The sequence below is a fragment of the Nocardioides taihuensis genome (assembly GCF_042657275.1).
In the GTDB taxonomy this organism is placed as follows: Bacteria; Actinomycetota; Actinomycetes; order Propionibacteriales; family Nocardioidaceae; genus Nocardioides; species Nocardioides taihuensis.
Genome location: NZ_JBHSKD010000023.1, coordinates 37,624 through 53,018 on the forward strand (window position 1 = coordinate 37,624; position 15,395 = coordinate 53,018).

Below are 15,395 nucleotides of genomic sequence, written 5' to 3' on the forward strand. Positions count from 1 at the left end.
CCGTTTCGCATGTCAGTGCTCCCCTTCCGTGTCGCCGGGGTGGGCGGGTTCGGTGGTGTGGTCGGTGGACCAGGTGCGCCAGCCGGCCTCGCGTGCCAGCTGGGTGCCGGGCCAGGTCGCGGGTGCGGGTGCCGGCGGGGCGCCGGGGGCGACCATCCAGCGGCCGCCGACCCACTGCATGCGCTCGCAGTGCGCGAAGGCGATCTGTCCTTCGGACTTGTAGGTGGCGCTGACCTTCATCAGCACGCAGACCGTCGTCCAGTCGGGGCCGTCGGTGCCCTTGACCAGCGCGGCGGCCGGCTCCAGGGACACCGAGGCGCTGGGGTCTTCGACCTCGCCCATCCCGGTGCTGGAGAGGAACGCACGGACGCTGGCGGTGATCCACCAGTCCTCAGCGCGGACCCCGCCGGGCAGCGCCCAGGCGTTGTAGACCTCCTCGGCGGTGCTCAGGCTCATCGACTGCAGCACCGCGAGGTCGATCTGGGCGAGCTGGCCGATCGCGCCCTCCGGGGTCTGCGGGAACCCGGTCATCACGAACGCGGGTCCGTTGACTCCGGTCCCGGTCGGGATCTTGATCTCGGGTGCCTTGGCGCTGGTGGTCTCGGCCGGGAAGGCGGCGCTCTCGGGGACGGTCAGCATCGGCTCGGCCGCGATCTCATCGCGGTGCGCGGCACCGCGGGCCACCGTTGAGCGCTCGGTCTCGCCGGTGGCGACGCCGGTGCTCGCGCTGGCCTCGTCACCGATGCCGGCGATCGCCAGGTAGACCGCGTACGCGAGGCCGCCGAGCAGGAGCGCAGCCACGGCGACGGCGGCGGCCAGGATGCCGAGCAGCCGGCGCCGGCTCCACTCGCTGGTGCCTTCTGCCTTCTTCGTGGCTGCGCGCCGCATCAGATGCAGCCCTTGCCGAGGATTCCGTTGAGCATGCCGGGCAGCACCAGGTAGGCGATCGCGCAGGCGAACACGACCACCACCGAGATCACGCCGACCTTGGAGGCGTGCGGCAAGGAGAACACTCGGCCGGCGATGATCGCACCGATCGCGATGATGATGCCGAGCCCGAACAGGACGATGACGCCCCACAGCACGTAGCTGGTGATCTCGTTGGTGGGGCCGACAGCACCCGGGGGCGCCTTCGGGCAGACAGCCATCACGGTGGTTGCGGTTGCGGTCATGACGTCCATGGGTGGACTTCCTTTCTGGGTTGCTGACTCCGGGCGGGTCAGGCGCTTTCGCCGCCGGTGTCGGTGGGCAGATGTGCGGGCTCGAGCAGCTGACGTGCTGCCGAGATCAGGGGGGCCGGGACGGGTCGGGAGCCCAGGCCGTTGACCGCGAGCTCGCGGTCCTCGGGGATCTCCACGCACCGGTCCCCGTCCAGGACGCGGCGGACGGCGGGGCCGCCGGCGTGCTCAAGGCCGCGCGGCCACTTCTTGCGGCGGGGCCCGCGGACGGCGAGCGCAATCTGCTCGGGCTGCCAGTAGCCGGCCAGCAGGTCCATGGCGACTCCGGCGCGACGCATCCCGGGGACGGTGGCGGTGGTGACCAGGACGATCTGGTCGGCGGCGCGGACGGCTTCAGCTAGCCAGCAGTCGGTGGCCAGCAGCTGGCCCGCCTCCCAGCCGATGTCGAGAATGGTCAGCTGGGTCTCGTTCTGTGCCTCGGTGGGCAGCGGGACCTCGTCGACGCCAGCGAGGACCTCGCTGGCGCGCTCGAGCAGGACGTGGTCGCGCTTGCCCTGACGCCAGTCGGTCGGGTGAAGACCGAGCTCGGCGGTGCTCGCCGCGGCGAGTCCGGAGGCGGTGACCGAGCAGCACTCGATGACTCGGACCGGGGCGGCTGCGGCGAGACCGGTGGCCAGGGCGAAGGTGCTCGCGCCGACCGAGCCTGCGGACCCGATAACGGCGATGGTGTGCTCGCCGTCGGCCGGTGACCAGTTGTCCTCGGCGGCGGTGCCGCGACCGCGGGGGCCCTGGCCGGCGCCGGGACCGGTGCGGAACTCGCCGGCGTTCAGTGCGTGCCAGGCGCGCTTGAGCTCGTCGACCCCGACCGGGCGGCTCGGGGTCTGGGTGCTCACTGGGCCTTCCCGAGGGTGCCGCGGCGGAACTCGAGCGCGGCGCGGACCTCGGTCGGGGTCAGGGTCGCCAGCTGCGCCTTCGCGGCCTGGACTTCGTGAAGCTGGGCGACGCAGCCGCTCAGCTGCTTGATCGCCTCGATCTCGCGGCCGGCGATCGCGAACAGCTCGGCGATCTGCTCCGGCGTACGGGTCTCGCCGTCGTGGGTGTTTGTCATGGGCTTCACCACCTCCAGTCGCCTATGTGTCGCGGGGTGGCGCGAGCGATCACTTCCGGGCCTATTCGTCATGGCCGAACTTCCTCGGGGCAGCCTCGGCGAGGGCGCGCATGGAGCGAGAGCCGTGGCGACGGACGGTGGCCTCAGAGACCCCGATGCGGGGCGCGACCCGGCTGGACACCTCGTTGCTGAGCAGGCCGCCGTACCCGCGCGCCAGCCTGCGGGTCTCGACTCGGTCGGCCTCCTCGACAAGGCACAGCAGCAGGTACCGGTCCGCGGGACTGATGACCTGGTGGTCGCAGGCCCACGCGAGCAGTTCAAGGAGCTCCTCGGTGGCCGACGGCTCCTCCTGCTCGGGTCCGGAGTCGGCGAGGATCTCGGGGCGGTGGAACAGCGCGCCGGCGACCCGCTCGGTCGGCATCTCGGCCGAGTAGCCGGCACCGCCGTCGACGCTCGTCAGTTCGCCGGCCGAGAAGGACTCGACGAGGGTGGTGTTGGCCCAGGTGCGGTCGGCGCGGGAGACGTAGAAGAAGTCGCCGACCTCGCGGAGGACACCGACGCGGGTGTTGATCAAGATGTTGGCAGCGACCTTGCGGGTCCGGCGCCACTTGAAGGTGCGGACCTCGATCCACAGCTGCGAAGCCACGAGCTCGTCGACCCGCTCGACTGCTGACCATGTGCCGGCCATGACCGGCTGGCTGTCGCGGAAGACCTCGCGTGGCGGGAGGGTGCTCAGCCAGCCCGCGAGCCGGCAGGCGCCGGGCAGCAGGCACTTGGCCAGAGCGGCCGCAGCGGCGATGTCGTCGCCGCCATCGGGGGCCGCCAGCATGGCCAGCGCGAGGAGGACCTGGTCGGAGGTTTCGTGGTCCACCGTCGGTAGCCAAGCGCGGAGGTCGTCGAAGTTGTCGACGACGCCGAGGCGCGGATCGGCTGCCACCCAGGCCGGCCACTTCTGGCGGGCCTGGTCGAGCAGTTCGCTGTTGACGTCGAGGCCGAGCTGGTCGCCCACACTCATCGCGCTCGCTCCTTTCGTCCGTGGCTGAGCACGGCAGAAAGGTCGCGAGCGGGCGTCCCCGCATCCGTCCCCCCAATCCCCTGATTTCGAGGGGGGACGCATGCTCGACGGGGATACGGTCGTTGCGTTTGCGCAGGTCTGAGCGGGGGGACGCCCCCGTCCCCCCGAAAAATGAAAAAGTTCCCGGCCGACCCTTGCGCGGCCTTCTTTGTCGAGATGCAGCGAAGATTGACTTTGCCTACGACAAGTCAATCTATTTGAGTTATGTCAGGGTGATTGGGACCTGTTGGCGGCGACGTCGCGGCTGTCCATGTGGTCGCTAGAGCCACGCGGCTGGGATAAGTGCACGACCCTCGTGCCAATCCTCGACGAGACTGTCGCGGAACCAGTCCTCGTCGATTTCAGCGTGCTCGGTCATGATCACCTGGAATCCGGCATCGCCTTGAGTGGCCTCGTACGCGACTCGTAGCAGTCGCTCCGCGGCGGCCATATCTCCGATGCGCTCTTCCGCGACGGTCACGGTGTCGGATTCGCGCGGGAAGTAGACCTGGCTTGGCTGGTCGAGGAAGAGCATGTGCGGCACTGGTCGGGCCGCCTCCGCGTACTGCTGGTGCAGCGCAAGATGGGTGACCATGTGGTACGCCACCCACGCCTCACCGCTGCCGACGCGGCGCAGCGGGATGGGACCGTTGGGGCCGTCGACAACTACCGTGAGCTCTCGCGCGTCAAACCGAATCGGATAGCTCGACCATTCGAGATCCAAAGGCGCGGCAGAGGCAGTCATGGTCTGGGAAAGCCGAGAAACGATGGAGGCCATCCGGTCACGTACTGCACCAGGCCCAACCCTCTCTTCGAGCTCCTGAATCTCGGTCTGCAGCCGAGAGACTCGAAGGCGCAGATCCGCCAGCCGGGTCTCCTCGGCCACGGACTCGAGGAACAGAGAGACCCGTCCGAACCAGAGGAGTCGCTGATCGCGCTGGTCGACGTTGCCCTGCAGGCGGCGCTGCTCCAGGTCAAGCGCTTCGAGTTGCCCCGTGACCTCAACCATCTGACGCCGCAGGTCACTCGCGCGTCCAGCGAGATCCTCTGCCAAGGCGCGCAACTGCGGCGGGTCCTGAGAGAACGCGGCAACCGTCTGTTCGAGGCTACGAAGCGAGGCCAGCACGTCGGCATGTGCCGGCAGAGTCTGGTCGAGCTCGGAGGAGCACAGAGGGCACTCGTGGAGTTCGGGTGCACCCTCTGGGAGCTCAGCCCCGAGTCTTAGCCGCTCGACCTGGTCCGCCGCAGCACTGTCGAAGCCTGAGCGCGCGTCGTAGAAGTCGCGGGTTTCGCTGAGCTGCTCCTGGGTGGCTTGGTAGTCCTCTCTGAGGGTTCGCGCCTGGTCTCGAAGAGCTCGACGTCGTGTGTTGAGTCGGTCGGTGGTAGCGCTGGCGTCGATCTCGCGGTCGTCAGCGTCCTCGATGGTGACGACCTGGAGGCGGGCAATGGCCTCATGTCGAGGAACCGACTCGCCATCTGGCGTCTGAGTGTCGACCGGCTCGATGGCTCCCAGGTCGATGCCTTCGAGGAGCAGCCTTGACGCCCGGGAGCCTTCGACGTCAGCGAGGTCTTCGAGCTCCCTGACTTGCTGTTGGACGCGGCGGAGTTCGCGGCGCCGGTCGGCCAAGCGGCGGGCCAGGGCTAGGTCGTCGGCGTCTACCGCTCCGAGGAAGAACGGTAGGGTGTCGCGGATCGAAGCCTTGACGAAGTCGTCGCTCTGGCGGTGGAAGAGCAAGGTGTTGCTGCTGATCTCGTTCTGACTCTGGAACAGCAGCCGTGAGGCGTGCCTGATGGTGGCGCTGTAGGTCGGTGCCAGGCGTCCGTCTGGGTCGGCTGTGCGGGGAATGCCGGCGAGCTCGGTCAGCAGCGCTTCCAGTCCTGGGACGTTGGTGACCGGCTCGAGCGAACCGGCGGCCGGAAGCTCGGTCTGGTCGTACAGGACACATACGTCGTTGGAAGCAGGGCGGCCGGCTTCGGGTCCGCGGCGAGCGACGAGGACGCGCGACTCACCCACGACGAGCTCGACGGCGTACCAGGCGACGTTGTCGCGGATCACGCCGTCGGCGACGCGGCACTCGCCGCTGGCAAGGCAGTAGTCGACGATGTCGATGATCGCGGACTTTCCGGTGCCGGAGTCGCCGGTGATGATGTTGAGCGCGTCCGTCTTGAAGGGCACGACGCGTGGTTCGCGGTCACCGTGAGGGAAGAGGATGATCCTGCTCAGTTGGAAGCTCATGCGCTCACTCCCCAGAGGGTCAGCTGGTATTGCCAAGTGCCGTTACGTGCCAGCCAGCGCCCAAGCTTGGTGGCTTCCTTGAGGATCTCGCCGGCGACGGCGCCGGTGCGGTCAAGACGCGTCTTTGTCAGTCGCGTCGGCCCTTGGCTGATCGTCAGCGCGGGCCGGTCGACGGTCAGGATTCCTTCGCGCACCCCGACGAGCAGTGCTTCACGGACATGCGGGCGAAGCAGCCTCACCCGTCCGGGTGTGAGAAATCGGATGTCGGGGTGGTCGGTCAGCCAAACCACGAGGTCAGTGCGTGAGTTGTAGGGGAGCTGTTGACGGGAGTGCTCGTGGAGGAGCAGCGGCACGCAAAGGAACGGGAGTGGCCAGGGAAGTCCCTCGCCACGGGCGGCTTCGTAGGCGCTCGCCGCCTGCCGGATCGTGACCGCGAGAAAGTACGGATTGAAGAGGTTCGCCTCCTCGCGCACCCGTGTTTCCCACGCCGGCAGCGTCGTCATGCTGTGCTCTCTCCGATTGCACTGGACAAGATGCTCTCGAAGTTGGGGTGCCAGCCGACGCGCATCTGGTCGCTGAGTATGTGGAACGAGCCGCGGGTGACGAAGGCCGCGGTGCACCGTGGGCGGATGGGAAAGTCGGCCTCGAGCTCAAACCACTTGTAGAACTGCTTAGCCTCGCGCCGCATCTCTTCTTCAGCAGCGGCCGGGCCGATCTCATCGCACATCACGGTGAACCGGCGGCGCCACTCGCTCACGAGGTCGGACTCGTAGTCGGCAAGGTCGCCGACAGTGAGCAGCTCGGCCCCGAGCCAGCGTGAGCGCTGGCTGAAGGCCTGCATGTAGTCCTTTGCTGCTTGCAGCACCCGGGTGCCGGAGACTGGTAGCAGCGCGAGTTGCCGGGCGAACATGCTGTCGCCGACATCGCCCAGGTCGGCGTCAGCCGGCTCGGGCACGTCGATGGGGAGATTGTCCGCCGTCAACGCGTCACTGAGTGACTCGATCTTCAGGTCGATCTCGATCGAGTTGATGGCTCCCGGACGCTTCTTGCTCAAGTGTTCGGCGCAGCGTGCGTACCACCACTCAACCATCCGTTCGCGGACATAGTCGACCCGGCTCGGCCGGACGAAACGCAAGCGCTGGTTCAGTCGATCGTCGAGCCCGTCGATCTCGGGGGCTTCGAAGATGATGCGGACGCGATCGAGCAGGCTCAGGCGCTGGGTGCGGTTGAGGTCACGGAACGCCTTGCGGGCTGCTTGGGTCGACACGGCGTTGCTGGCTTTGGCGTAATCGAGGAGCAGCTCTTCGGCCTTCTCGACGTTTCGGTCTGAGATGCCCAGCAGCGCGGGCGCGGAGTCATCGGCGCATCCCGCCGTCGTGATGAGGAACAGGCATGCGTCGTCGGACAGCTCGCCTGCGACCAGCCGTGCGCACCACACCCGGAGTGTCGTCCACAGGTCCGTGTTGGCGGTCGTCAGATCCGGCGGTCGCTCGCCCTGGTGGTGCTTGAGTTGCAGGAGCTCCATCGGCTCCGCGCCTAGTGGGAATGTGACGTCGTCGAGTGTCTCGATCTCGACCAGGAGCGGTGAACCGTCCATACGCTCCAGCGCAGCCAACAGCGAGTACTTGCACTGGTACAGATAGCCCAGGGCCGATGCCGCCGCACTGAAAGGGTCCGAGCTCAACGTTGCCTCCCCGCCGTACTCGACCGGAACCTAGCATCGCCGACTCGACTTGTCGCCAACATCCGCTTGGCGGCGCGGATTCCCGGGTCGGCTTCTTGCGCCGTCTCGTCTTTGAGTAGACCGGCACGATGTCCCGTGCGCTCCACTTTCCCATCGGCAATGGCGTGGTCGGCAGGGGCGATCAGCGGGATCGTCGCACGGATCTCTGCCCGGCAAATCGCTACCACCTTGCCGGGAACGGCCCGACCGCACAGACCCGTCAAGGTTGCCCGTGGGGCCGTCGTCAATCTTTCGTGCATCTCGACATTCTTTGTCGAGCTGCAGAGAACCTTGAGCAACGCGAGCCTTGTTCAAAGAACACTGGCCCGCCGGACTTATCCGCGGCGCCCGGCTCCGGCGCGTAGCGTCTAAGACATGTCGCTGACCGGGCGCCTCGACGATCCTGAGAGCGCGGTCCGCCGTCACTTCGAGGCCGCGTACCCCCACATCAAAGAAGTCCGATTCGCGGACACCTCGGCCCCGGCGGCGTCGATCACGATCGACGGCCGATCCCACTCGCTCGTCACGGTCGACTGGTTCAACCCTGGCCCGCCCAAGGTGCTGCCAGGCGCCGAGCAGGCAGGGGAAGGCCGCTACGACTGGGGTGCGGCCGGAACAGCCTTCGACTACCGAGTCCGGCTCCTACTGGCGCCCCAGGATCCGGCCGGCTTTGTCGCCGCGGCGGGTGCCCGAAATCTCGCCCGCCGCTGGCGCCAGCCGGCACCAACAGTCGCGTGGTCCGAACTGGTCGAAGCGATCGCCGGCCTCCAGACGGAACCCAGTCACGCCCGCGAGGCCGTGGCCACCCCGAGTCCACGACGGTCGCGAGGCTGAGTGGGCTCCTAGCGCTATACGAACAGCTCTACCGCGTCCCGGCGGCTTACCTGACCAGCCATCCGCTCCTCCTCGCCGGACCCGACGCCCAGCTCGACGAACACCTGGCGCTCGTCGATGACCGGCTCGTCAACGATGTCGCGGCCTTGACTCTGCTGTTCACGGAGAGCCAGCCCGACCTTGCAGGCCGCCATCAGCATGTGGTCTCCAACCCCATCTTCGACCGCAGCAACGACCTCGGCGGCGCGGACGCGGACCTCATCATCGATGGCACTCTGCTCGAGCTGAAGACCGCGAAGACCCCCGCGCTGAACAAGCTCACGTTGTGGCAGTTCCTGGGCTATCTGCTGGCCGACACCACCGACCGCCACCAGATCCGCGAGGTCGGCTGGTACTTCTCCCGTCACGGATACCTATGGCGGCTCCCGGCCGAGGAGCTACTCGCCCGGCTTCACGGCGACACCCTCGACCTGACCTCCGCCAGGGCGCAGTTCGCTGACCTCCTCCATGGCAGTCATGCCCTATGAGCAATGAGTTCGCGAAGGGCTACCTACGCGACGAGTTGCAGTAGGCCGGATCCCTATTTTGACGGCAACGGCCTTTGGTCCAAATCCGGCAAAGTAGCCCGCGGCGGGGTCCCCAATCTTTCCTGCAACTCGACATGCTTATGAGCGGGCGAGCGGCCCCGGACGGCAGTCGACGCGGCGCCGGTCCGGCGCAGGCGCAGCTCCTCCCCGACCGGGCGGCCCTGAGCTTCTGGTTCTCCTGCGCTGCTCGATCGGCCGTGCTCTACTGGGCGCTGAAGCCCCAGGTGACCCGAGACGCCTGGGGCTTTCCCCTTCGCAACAGGTGGCCCGCGCAGGCCGGATGCTCGCGCCGGCCGGGGCTCGACCCGAGGCCGTTAGAACGAGAACAGGTCCCCGTCCTGCTGCGAGGAACGGGGACCTGTCTCCTGTGGTCGCTGAGTGACTACCCATCGCTCACTGGGTCAGCACTTGGGCCTCACCGATTCGGATCGGAAGCGCGTCGGTGGTCAGGTCGAACTCGATGGTTCCGGACTGCCCGCCGCCGGTCCACTCGACGACCCAATGGCTCGTGGCGGTGACCTGGTAGGCCCCGTCGGGCTGGTCCGTCGACATCTTCTCGTAGCGGTGCCCACATGTCGGCGAGTCCTTCTTGCCGTAGTGGTCGGCGTACGGGGTGCCCTTGCCTGTGCAGGTCACCGTGGTCCCGTCGCCCATGTCCCAGACGATGCTGGAGACGCTGGCGGTGGCACTGACCGACACCGACCCCTCGCTGGCCGATGCAGTGATCGGACCGAACGTGTCGTCCGTCGGGCTGTCGACCCACATCCACACCGGCAGCCCCACTAGCCCAACCCTGTCTGGGCCGGACTCCGGGACGATGCCGATCTGGATGGGATCCAGGTCCATCGAGGCGATCGCGCGCTGAGCGAGCACCACGGGATCAATTCTGACTTCTTCGCCTGTCTGCACCCACGTGTACTCCCAGGACGATCCGGGCGGCGGGAAGTAGCAGACGTGCCAGGCGCCGTCTTCTTTCGTCTGGCCCGCGGGCGGCTCGAGATCTTCGCCCAGCTCACCAGCCGAAGGTCCGATCCAGCACTCGTGAAGGCTGCTCCACACCGACCCTCCGGGACCGGTGCAAGGAATCTCTCTCCCGTTGTAGTTGCAGGTGGAGGAGCCGCCGCCGGTGTCGCCCCCGCCACCGCCGTTGCCGCCACCACCCTCGTCCTCACAGACGACCTCGCCCGTCTCCTCGTCGACGTCGCAGCCATCAGCGTTGGCCGAGGGTGCCACTGCGACCACGACCACGAACGATGCGCCGAGCATCGCCAGCAGAGCGAGGATGCGCTTCAGCATGACTCCTCCCACAGGAGGTCAGAGTCGGTCACCTTCCACGCGCCCTTGTCCTTGACGAGGGTGTACTTGACGGGCGCTGGGTTGCGGAGAGGGTTGCCGTCAGGAGTGGTGTAGTCGGGAGTCCGCACCTTGCCCTTCACCTTCACGGTTACGCCTGAACGGTCCTCGCAGTCCGTGATCTCGATCGAGTTGCCGCGGTTTCGCGGCTCCCCGAGCGTGTGGACGTAACTACCGGTCTTCGTGACGTCGGCAATCTTCATGTCGACGACCGCTTCCTGCAGCTCAAGAAACTCTTCACCCGTCGCGACCGGGTTGAGGGTCTTGAAGTCGATCGTCCGCTTGCGGTGGGCCAGGTCCCTCACCTCGAGGTACTTCGTCAGCTGGGCCGCCGCCTTCTCCTCCGGTGTCTTCGGAGTCGGCGTGCTGGTGGGTGTCGGCGAGGGGGACGGGCTCGGGGTGTCCTGGACCTTGGGCTCGGTGTCGTCGCCGCCGCAGCCCGTCAGGGTCAGGGCGAGGGCGAGGGCCACTCCCCCGAGTGCGGAGTGGTGCTTCCTCATGCGGTGTCTCCTCCTGTGGTGGGCGACGCCATGACTGACCGCTGGCTGACGTCGTTGGCGATGTGCTCGAGGTGTTCTTCGGCTGCGTCGACCAGCTCGGCCAGCGAGCCGTTGTCGGCGAGGTCGATCCCGAACTTCTTATCGGCGTTGTAGAGCGTGCGGATGGTGTCGCGCACGAACACGGCCCGCGCAACGCGGCGGGCGTCGAGGTCGGGGCGGTCGCCGCCGGCCGCGACGTATCGGCCGGTGAGTTCCTGGTCGAACGTTGTCATGTGCTGGTGCTCCCTTCCCGAGTCAGCTCGCGAGCCAGCCGTGTGTACGGATGATGGTCTTCGTGCGCTCCGACAATTCCATGGGTGCGTCACCGTCGTCGGACCGGTTGCAGATCTCTTCGCGCAGGATCCGGTCGGCCTCGAGCTGGTCGCCCTCGGCCTTCATGACGTGGGCAAGGCACAGTCGGGTGCTCTCGCCGTCGGGGTCGGCGCGGTTGGCGACGTAGGCGGCGGAGCGGGCCTTGATCAGGTCGCCGGCCGCGAGCGCCTCGGTGACGACTATGAGGGCGACGTCGGCGATCCACCCGCCCGCCATGAGGTCGACGCGGTCAGGCTCGTTGGCGAGCCATGCCCACCCTTCCTCGCGCAGCTGGCTGAACGGCTGGGCCTCCCCGACGAGCTCGAGCGCAGTGCAGAGGTCGGCGACACCCTCGGCGCCGCCTCGGCTCTGCCCGCGCTTGCGGAGGCGAATGAACAGGTCCAGGTCGACGAGCAGGCCGTCGTCGACCTGGTAGACGTTGACCCCGATGAGCTTGGCGGCCGGCGCCTTGTCCGCGTAGGGCAGGTGGTCCTCGCCGGTGCGGGGGTTAGGACCGAGCCAGTCGCGGACGATGTTGGTGTAGTCGCGCACCTTGCCGTCGGAGATGGAGAAGGCCTCGCGGATCTGCTCGCGGGTGGCGCCGTGCCTGCGGTGCAGGGCGAGGAACGCCAGGAGCTCGGTGAAGTAGGGCTTGCGCTTGGCGAGTGCCTTGCCGTGGGCGCGTGCGGTGACCCGGCCCAGCAGGGTAAGGCGCGGGCGGTCGCAGTTGGGCGAGAACCAGTCGGCGATGTCCTGGTCGAGGGTGGGGTCCTTCTCCTCGACCTCGGCGCGGACGTGGGCGGGCACCTTCGGTGCCAGGGCCTCGAGGTCCTCCTGCACGATCGCGCTCTCGCGGATGTACTCCTCGTCCTCGCCCTCGAGCAGGGAGGACAGCGGCTCGTCGACGGCTCCCTCGGGGGTGTTGCGGGGCAGGGTGTACTCGCGACGCAGAGCTCCGGAGGAGTCGGTGTAGGCCTCCCAGCCGTCGGTGGCGGTCTCGTCCACGGGCGCGTCGACGTACTCCTGGGTCTCGCTCTGGGCGTAGACCAGAGCGCAGCCGCGGGCTTCGTCGCTGGTGAGGCCGACGGCGATGAGGTTGAGGCCGACGTGCTCGAGGACGACGCGACCGGTGTTGGTCACGTGCAGCACCGCGCCGGGCGTGTTCGGGCGTTCGCCGGCAATGACGATGGAGGTCGCGGACTGTCCGACGTGATCGTTGACCAGCTGCAGCAGTCGTTCGAGGTCGTCGGGGTCTCCGGCTGCGGCATCGAGGAGCAGCATCCTGGCGGGCCAGGTGTCGTCGTCGACGCTGCCGGTGCGGGCCGTGGACACATCGGTGTCGTGTCGCTTCGCTCGGTCGACCGTTGTCACCGCGGCGGCGAGGATCTCCGCGGTCGCGGGCGTCCCGGCCGCACCGGTCGGGTAGTAGGTGATCCGCTCGTCCATGGCGACGGTCTCCTCGGCCACGCCGATGCAGTCGACCTGGACGCGGCGCGACCACGGGTTGACGGCCAGCTGAGCAGCGAGGTGCCGGGCGAAGTCGCGGCCGTAGGTGGGGTCGCCGCTGATGGTCAGCGTGGAGAGCTCCTCGCAGTTCAGCAGCCAGGTCTCGCCGGTGTCGCTCATGCCGATAGTGGCCAGCAGCGGGTAAGGCGGCTCGACGTTGCCGGTGTCGGGACCGAGGTCCTCCACCGCGATGTCCGTGCTGACGTGCCAGTGGGTCTGGTCGGGGCTACCCACCCAGGGACCCGGGACGGCGGCCGGGGCGCTCAGGTGCAGCGTCAGCTTGCCCTTCGCGAGCTCGACGGCCGCCAAAGGCGGCATCGTGGTGCCCTGGGCTCCGACCGCCGCCGCGAGACGCCGCAGGGCCTCGTCGGCGAACTCCACGGTGGCGGCCGCGGCGGCACCGGTCGCGTTCAGCGTCATCTCCACCGGCGCCACCTCGGGCGGCGGGGCGGCGATCGCTCGACCCGGCGGCCGGTTCCGGTAGGCCGAGCGCCGACGAGACCGCAGCGCCATCAGCAGTGCCCCGGACAGCAGCATGCCCCCGCCGGTCAGACCGGCAAGGACCCAGGGCGCCTCGAGGATCGAGTCGTCGGCTTCGTCGACCTGGTCGACGTCGGCGGCCGGCGCCGTCGGCCCCTCGGCCTGCGGGACCTCGGGCGCGGCGGTCTCCGGGGCCTCGGTCTCGGGGACCCGCGGCGTCTCCTCGGCCGGCGGGTCGATCGGCTGCTGCTCGTCCTTGGGCTCGGCGGGGGTCTCGGGCTTGTCCTCGCGAGGCTGCGGCTGCTGCTGCCGGTCGTCGTGACCGGCCGGTGTCTGGGCTCCGGGGATGTTGAGCTTCCAGCCGACGTCGATCACGTCGGGGTCGGCGAGGCGGGCGCCGCCGGGCTGGGTGATGCCGGTGGAGGCCTTGTAGATCTCCGGCCACCGGTCGGCGTCGCCGAGCTCGTCGCGGGCGATGTCGCTGAGTGTGTCGTTGGGTTGCACGGTGTAGGCGTGCGCCGACGCTCCGCTGTCCGGGGCGGCGGGCAGCTTGAGCACCCAGCCGGGCTCGAGGAAGCTGGGTCGGGAGCCGAGGAGGTCGCGGTTGAGCTCGGCGATCTCCTTGTAGCGCGCGCCGTCACCGAAGTGGTCCTCAGCGATCGACCACAGGCTCTCCCCCGGCTTGACCGAGTGATCGACCGTCGCGCGCTCCTGCTTCGCCTCGACCTTCACGCCGTGCTGGGCGGGCGTCTGGTCGACGGTCCCGGCCTGGACATGGCCCACAGCCGCCGGCTCAGATGCGGCGGCGGGGCCGGCGTTGGCGGCCTGTGCGGCGATCGGCGCTGCGATGAACAACAGGGCAGCGAGTCCGATCAGTCCGTGGGCCGCGGCCTGCGGGCGACCCAGTCCCGGCAGCTTGGGCGCCTCGACCCTGCGGAGCCGGGCGATGGTCTCCACCACCAGGCTGAGGGTCATGAAGGCCCACGCGGCCCAGCCAATCACCTTGAACAGGCCCAGGATCATGGTGCCGTCGTCGGGTGCGAGGAGTGCGCCCTTGACGCTCTCCCAGCTCGGCGCCTGGTCGGGGATCGGGTTCGCTCCGATTGCGAGGAAGAGGGCCGGAAGGCCGATGATGATGCCGAGGACGGCGACCGTGGCGAGGAGCCCGGTCAGCCGCTGGCGCAGGGTGGGCGTAGTCATCGTTCGGTGCCTCCTTGGGCGCGGATGAGCCGTGCAGACGCCTCCCCGGTGACCCTCATCGAGTCCAGCCCGATGATCCCGAGGAACTTGCTGTCGTAGGTGTCGGTGGTGCGCACGATCAGGGTGTCGCCGTTGACGACGGTGACGCTGCCCTCCACGCCGGCGGCGTTGAGGTAGCCCTGTGCGGCGGACTTGGCGGCGTTGATGTCGACGCGGAGCTCCTCGCCGCGGATGGCGGTCGAGCCCTGGACCTCCTGGGCGCCGGTGCGGGCGGCCTGGGCCGCGGCACTGCGGGCCTGCTGCTGGGCGTGCACCTTGCCGCCGACGTCGACGGTCATCCCGACCAGGATGATCATCACCAGTGACGCGGTGGCGAACCAGACGCTGATGGCGCCGCGCTCGTCGCGCTGTCGTCGGACCGGGTGGCTCATCATCGGCGCTCCCGGTAGGCGTCGACGGGGCTGCTCGCGGTTGCGGTGATCGTGCGGGTGCCGGGTACGCCGGGGATGCTCAGGTCCGACAGGTTGACCGTGCAGGTCACCGTGACGTTCACCTGGGCGGTGTTCCCGATCGGTGCGTTGAACGCCGCAGCGTTGACCGTGATGTTCGTGCTGGTGCAGTTCACGTCCTGGTCGTGCAGGCTGCTTGCTGCCGAGGACCTGCCTGCGGCGATCGCCTCGCTCTGGGTTCGCTCGATCGAGGCTGTCCGTGCTGCCTCGTACGCGGCTGCTTCCACGGACTGCTTGGCGATCTCGACGCGGCCGCCGAGGATGATCATCGCCACGAACAGCCCGAAGGCCGGGACGCCGATCGCGGCCTCGATGGCCACCGATCCGCGCTCGTCCCGGCTGCGGTTGAAGGCGCGTGCCCAGATGCTCTGCCCCCTCATTCGGTGAGCCTCTCGACCGGGACGCTGGCGCTCTGGCGGACGGTCACGTGCCAGCCGGGGATCACGCTCATGGACTTGCCGGTGACGGTGATCGTGGCCGTTGTCGTGGTCCGTGACCCGGAGACGCTGGTCGACGTCATCACGTCGGAGCCGCCGGCGTCCTGGAGGAAGCCGTTCGCGGTCGCCACTCCGGACTCGCGGGTGCCGTTCTCGCTGCCCGCCTCGCGTGCGCCCTCCTGCGCGGCCGCGAGCGCTACTTCGCGGGCGTGGTAGTACAGCGCGCCCTGGACACCGAGGAACATCACCGCGAAGAGCGCTGGCATCAGGAAGACCATCTGGATGGCCACTGAGCCGCGCTCGTCCCGGCGTCGGCGGCGAGAGCTGGAGAACATGGAC

The 15,395-nt window shown here is 68.5% G+C and carries 18 protein-coding genes; 2 read left to right on the forward strand and 16 right to left on the reverse strand.

From position 1 onward, the window contains the following. Positions 1-12: 12 nt before the first annotated feature. From ACFPGP_RS16425 to ACFPGP_RS16460, 8 genes are all read right to left on the reverse strand, one after another. Entirely contained in the window at positions 13-888 is an 876-nt protein-coding gene (locus ACFPGP_RS16425) for a hypothetical protein (RefSeq protein ID WP_302709485.1), read from the reverse strand. Next, a complete protein-coding gene (locus tag ACFPGP_RS16430; protein ID WP_109691870.1) occupies positions 888-1,181 on the reverse strand; it encodes a hypothetical protein in 294 nt (97 codons plus the stop codon). The genes ACFPGP_RS16425 and ACFPGP_RS16430 overlap by 1 nt, the downstream gene beginning before the upstream one ends. A gap of 38 nt (positions 1,182-1,219) precedes the next feature. Then, positions 1,220-2,071 (reverse strand): hypothetical protein, encoded by an 852-nt coding sequence (locus ACFPGP_RS16435; protein WP_302709486.1) that lies wholly within the window; start codon positions 2,069-2,071, stop codon positions 1,220-1,222. Continuing rightward, positions 2,068-2,286 (reverse strand): hypothetical protein, encoded by a 219-nt coding sequence (locus ACFPGP_RS16440; protein ID WP_302709487.1) that lies wholly within the window; start codon positions 2,284-2,286, stop codon positions 2,068-2,070. Before ACFPGP_RS16440 ends, ACFPGP_RS16435 begins: the two co-directional genes overlap by 4 nt. A 61-nt stretch (positions 2,287-2,347) precedes the next feature. Next, a complete protein-coding gene (locus ACFPGP_RS16445; protein WP_302709488.1) occupies positions 2,348-3,301 on the reverse strand; it encodes a hypothetical protein in 954 nt (317 codons plus the stop codon). 319 nt (positions 3,302-3,620) lie between these two features. Beyond that, positions 3,621-5,576 (reverse strand): DUF3732 domain-containing protein, encoded by a 1,956-nt coding sequence (locus ACFPGP_RS16450; protein WP_302709489.1) that lies wholly within the window; start codon positions 5,574-5,576, stop codon positions 3,621-3,623. After that, the gene (locus tag ACFPGP_RS16455; protein WP_302709490.1) at positions 5,573-6,079 is read right to left on the reverse strand and encodes a three component ABC system middle component; all 507 of its coding nucleotides are present in this window, start codon (positions 6,077-6,079) and stop codon (positions 5,573-5,575) included. The genes ACFPGP_RS16450 and ACFPGP_RS16455 overlap by 4 nt, the downstream gene beginning before the upstream one ends. Then, positions 6,076-7,260 (reverse strand): ABC-three component system protein, encoded by a 1,185-nt coding sequence (locus ACFPGP_RS16460; RefSeq protein WP_302709491.1) that lies wholly within the window; start codon positions 7,258-7,260, stop codon positions 6,076-6,078. Before ACFPGP_RS16460 ends, ACFPGP_RS16455 begins: the two co-directional genes overlap by 4 nt. 414 nt (positions 7,261-7,674) lie before the next feature. Between ACFPGP_RS16460 and ACFPGP_RS16465 the strand changes: the two genes are divergently transcribed. Continuing rightward, positions 7,675-8,133: a hypothetical protein gene (locus ACFPGP_RS16465; protein WP_302709492.1), complete on the forward strand. Its 459-nt coding sequence runs from the start codon at positions 7,675-7,677 to the stop codon at positions 8,131-8,133. 14 nt (positions 8,134-8,147) lie between these two features. Here ACFPGP_RS16465 and ACFPGP_RS16470 read toward each other — a convergent pair whose 3' ends face one another. Further along, positions 8,148-8,333 (reverse strand): hypothetical protein, encoded by a 186-nt coding sequence (locus ACFPGP_RS16470; RefSeq protein WP_378591851.1) that lies wholly within the window; start codon positions 8,331-8,333, stop codon positions 8,148-8,150. Here ACFPGP_RS16470 and ACFPGP_RS16475 point away from each other — a divergent pair, their 5' ends adjacent. Then, positions 8,334-8,660 carry a hypothetical protein gene (locus tag ACFPGP_RS16475; RefSeq protein ID WP_302709496.1) on the forward strand — a complete coding sequence of 109 codons (327 nt, stop codon included), beginning with the start codon at positions 8,334-8,336 and terminating at the stop codon, positions 8,658-8,660. It abuts the gene before it with no gap. Positions 8,661-9,113: 453 nt separating this feature from the next. Here ACFPGP_RS16475 and ACFPGP_RS16480 read toward each other — a convergent pair whose 3' ends face one another. From ACFPGP_RS16480 to ACFPGP_RS16510, 7 genes are read right to left on the reverse strand one after another with little or no spacing between them, the layout of a single operon-like run. Continuing rightward, entirely contained in the window at positions 9,114-10,016 is a 903-nt protein-coding gene (locus ACFPGP_RS16480) for a hypothetical protein (protein ID WP_302709497.1), read from the reverse strand. Next, on the reverse strand, positions 10,010-10,573 hold the full coding sequence (locus ACFPGP_RS16485) for a hypothetical protein (protein ID WP_302709499.1): 564 nt from the start codon (positions 10,571-10,573) through the stop codon (positions 10,010-10,012). The genes ACFPGP_RS16480 and ACFPGP_RS16485 overlap by 7 nt, the downstream gene beginning before the upstream one ends. Then, on the reverse strand, positions 10,570-10,845 hold the full coding sequence (locus tag ACFPGP_RS16490; protein ID WP_302709500.1) for a hypothetical protein: 276 nt from the start codon (positions 10,843-10,845) through the stop codon (positions 10,570-10,572). Before ACFPGP_RS16490 ends, ACFPGP_RS16485 begins: the two co-directional genes overlap by 4 nt. Positions 10,846-10,867: 22 nt before the next feature. Further along, positions 10,868-14,110 carry a LysM peptidoglycan-binding domain-containing protein gene (locus tag ACFPGP_RS16495; RefSeq protein WP_378591852.1) on the reverse strand — a complete coding sequence of 1,081 codons (3,243 nt, stop codon included), beginning with the start codon at positions 14,108-14,110 and terminating at the stop codon, positions 10,868-10,870. Further along, positions 14,107-14,541 carry a TadE/TadG family type IV pilus assembly protein gene (locus ACFPGP_RS16500; RefSeq protein WP_302709503.1) on the reverse strand — a complete coding sequence of 145 codons (435 nt, stop codon included), beginning with the start codon at positions 14,539-14,541 and terminating at the stop codon, positions 14,107-14,109. Before ACFPGP_RS16500 ends, ACFPGP_RS16495 begins: the two co-directional genes overlap by 4 nt. Beyond that, a complete protein-coding gene (locus tag ACFPGP_RS16505) occupies positions 14,541-14,999 on the reverse strand; it encodes a TadE/TadG family type IV pilus assembly protein (protein ID WP_302709504.1) in 459 nt (152 codons plus the stop codon). The genes ACFPGP_RS16500 and ACFPGP_RS16505 overlap by 1 nt, the downstream gene beginning before the upstream one ends. Then, positions 14,996-15,391: a TadE family protein gene (locus ACFPGP_RS16510; protein ID WP_302709505.1), complete on the reverse strand. Its 396-nt coding sequence runs from the start codon at positions 15,389-15,391 to the stop codon at positions 14,996-14,998. The genes ACFPGP_RS16505 and ACFPGP_RS16510 overlap by 4 nt, the downstream gene beginning before the upstream one ends. Between the last annotated feature and the right edge of the window lie 4 nt (positions 15,392-15,395).

Excerpts from the sequence above, each read along its gene's own strand:
- ACFPGP_RS16425 (WP_302709485.1), bottom strand. The coding sequence starts at position 888 with ATGCGGCGCGCAGCCACGAAGAAGGCAGAAGGCACCAGCGAGTGGAGC.
- ACFPGP_RS16430 (WP_109691870.1), bottom strand. The coding sequence starts at position 1,181 with ATGGACGTCATGACCGCAACCGCAACCACCGTGATGGCTGTCTGCCCG.
- ACFPGP_RS16440 (WP_302709487.1), bottom strand. The coding sequence starts at position 2,286 with ATGACAAACACCCACGACGGCGAGACCCGTACGCCGGAGCAGATCGCC.
- ACFPGP_RS16445 (WP_302709488.1), bottom strand. The coding sequence starts at position 3,301 with ATGAGTGTGGGCGACCAGCTCGGCCTCGACGTCAACAGCGAACTGCTC.
- ACFPGP_RS16450 (WP_302709489.1), bottom strand. The coding sequence starts at position 5,576 with ATGAGCTTCCAACTGAGCAGGATCATCCTCTTCCCTCACGGTGACCGC.
- ACFPGP_RS16455 (WP_302709490.1), bottom strand. The coding sequence starts at position 6,079 with ATGACGACGCTGCCGGCGTGGGAAACACGGGTGCGCGAGGAGGCGAAC.
- ACFPGP_RS16465 (WP_302709492.1), top strand. The coding sequence starts at position 7,675 with ATGTCGCTGACCGGGCGCCTCGACGATCCTGAGAGCGCGGTCCGCCGT.
- ACFPGP_RS16470 (WP_378591851.1), bottom strand. The coding sequence starts at position 8,333 with ATGCTGATGGCGGCCTGCAAGGTCGGGCTGGCTCTCCGTGAACAGCAG.
- ACFPGP_RS16480 (WP_302709497.1), bottom strand. The coding sequence starts at position 10,016 with ATGCTGAAGCGCATCCTCGCTCTGCTGGCGATGCTCGGCGCATCGTTC.
- ACFPGP_RS16485 (WP_302709499.1), bottom strand. The coding sequence starts at position 10,573 with ATGAGGAAGCACCACTCCGCACTCGGGGGAGTGGCCCTCGCCCTCGCC.
- ACFPGP_RS16490 (WP_302709500.1), bottom strand. The coding sequence starts at position 10,845 with ATGACAACGTTCGACCAGGAACTCACCGGCCGATACGTCGCGGCCGGC.
- ACFPGP_RS16495 (WP_378591852.1), bottom strand. The coding sequence starts at position 14,110 with ATGACTACGCCCACCCTGCGCCAGCGGCTGACCGGGCTCCTCGCCACG.
- ACFPGP_RS16500 (WP_302709503.1), bottom strand. The coding sequence starts at position 14,541 with ATGAGCCACCCGGTCCGACGACAGCGCGACGAGCGCGGCGCCATCAGC.
- ACFPGP_RS16505 (WP_302709504.1), bottom strand. The coding sequence starts at position 14,999 with ATGAGGGGGCAGAGCATCTGGGCACGCGCCTTCAACCGCAGCCGGGAC.
- ACFPGP_RS16510 (WP_302709505.1), bottom strand. The coding sequence starts at position 15,391 with ATGTTCTCCAGCTCTCGCCGCCGACGCCGGGACGAGCGCGGCTCAGTG.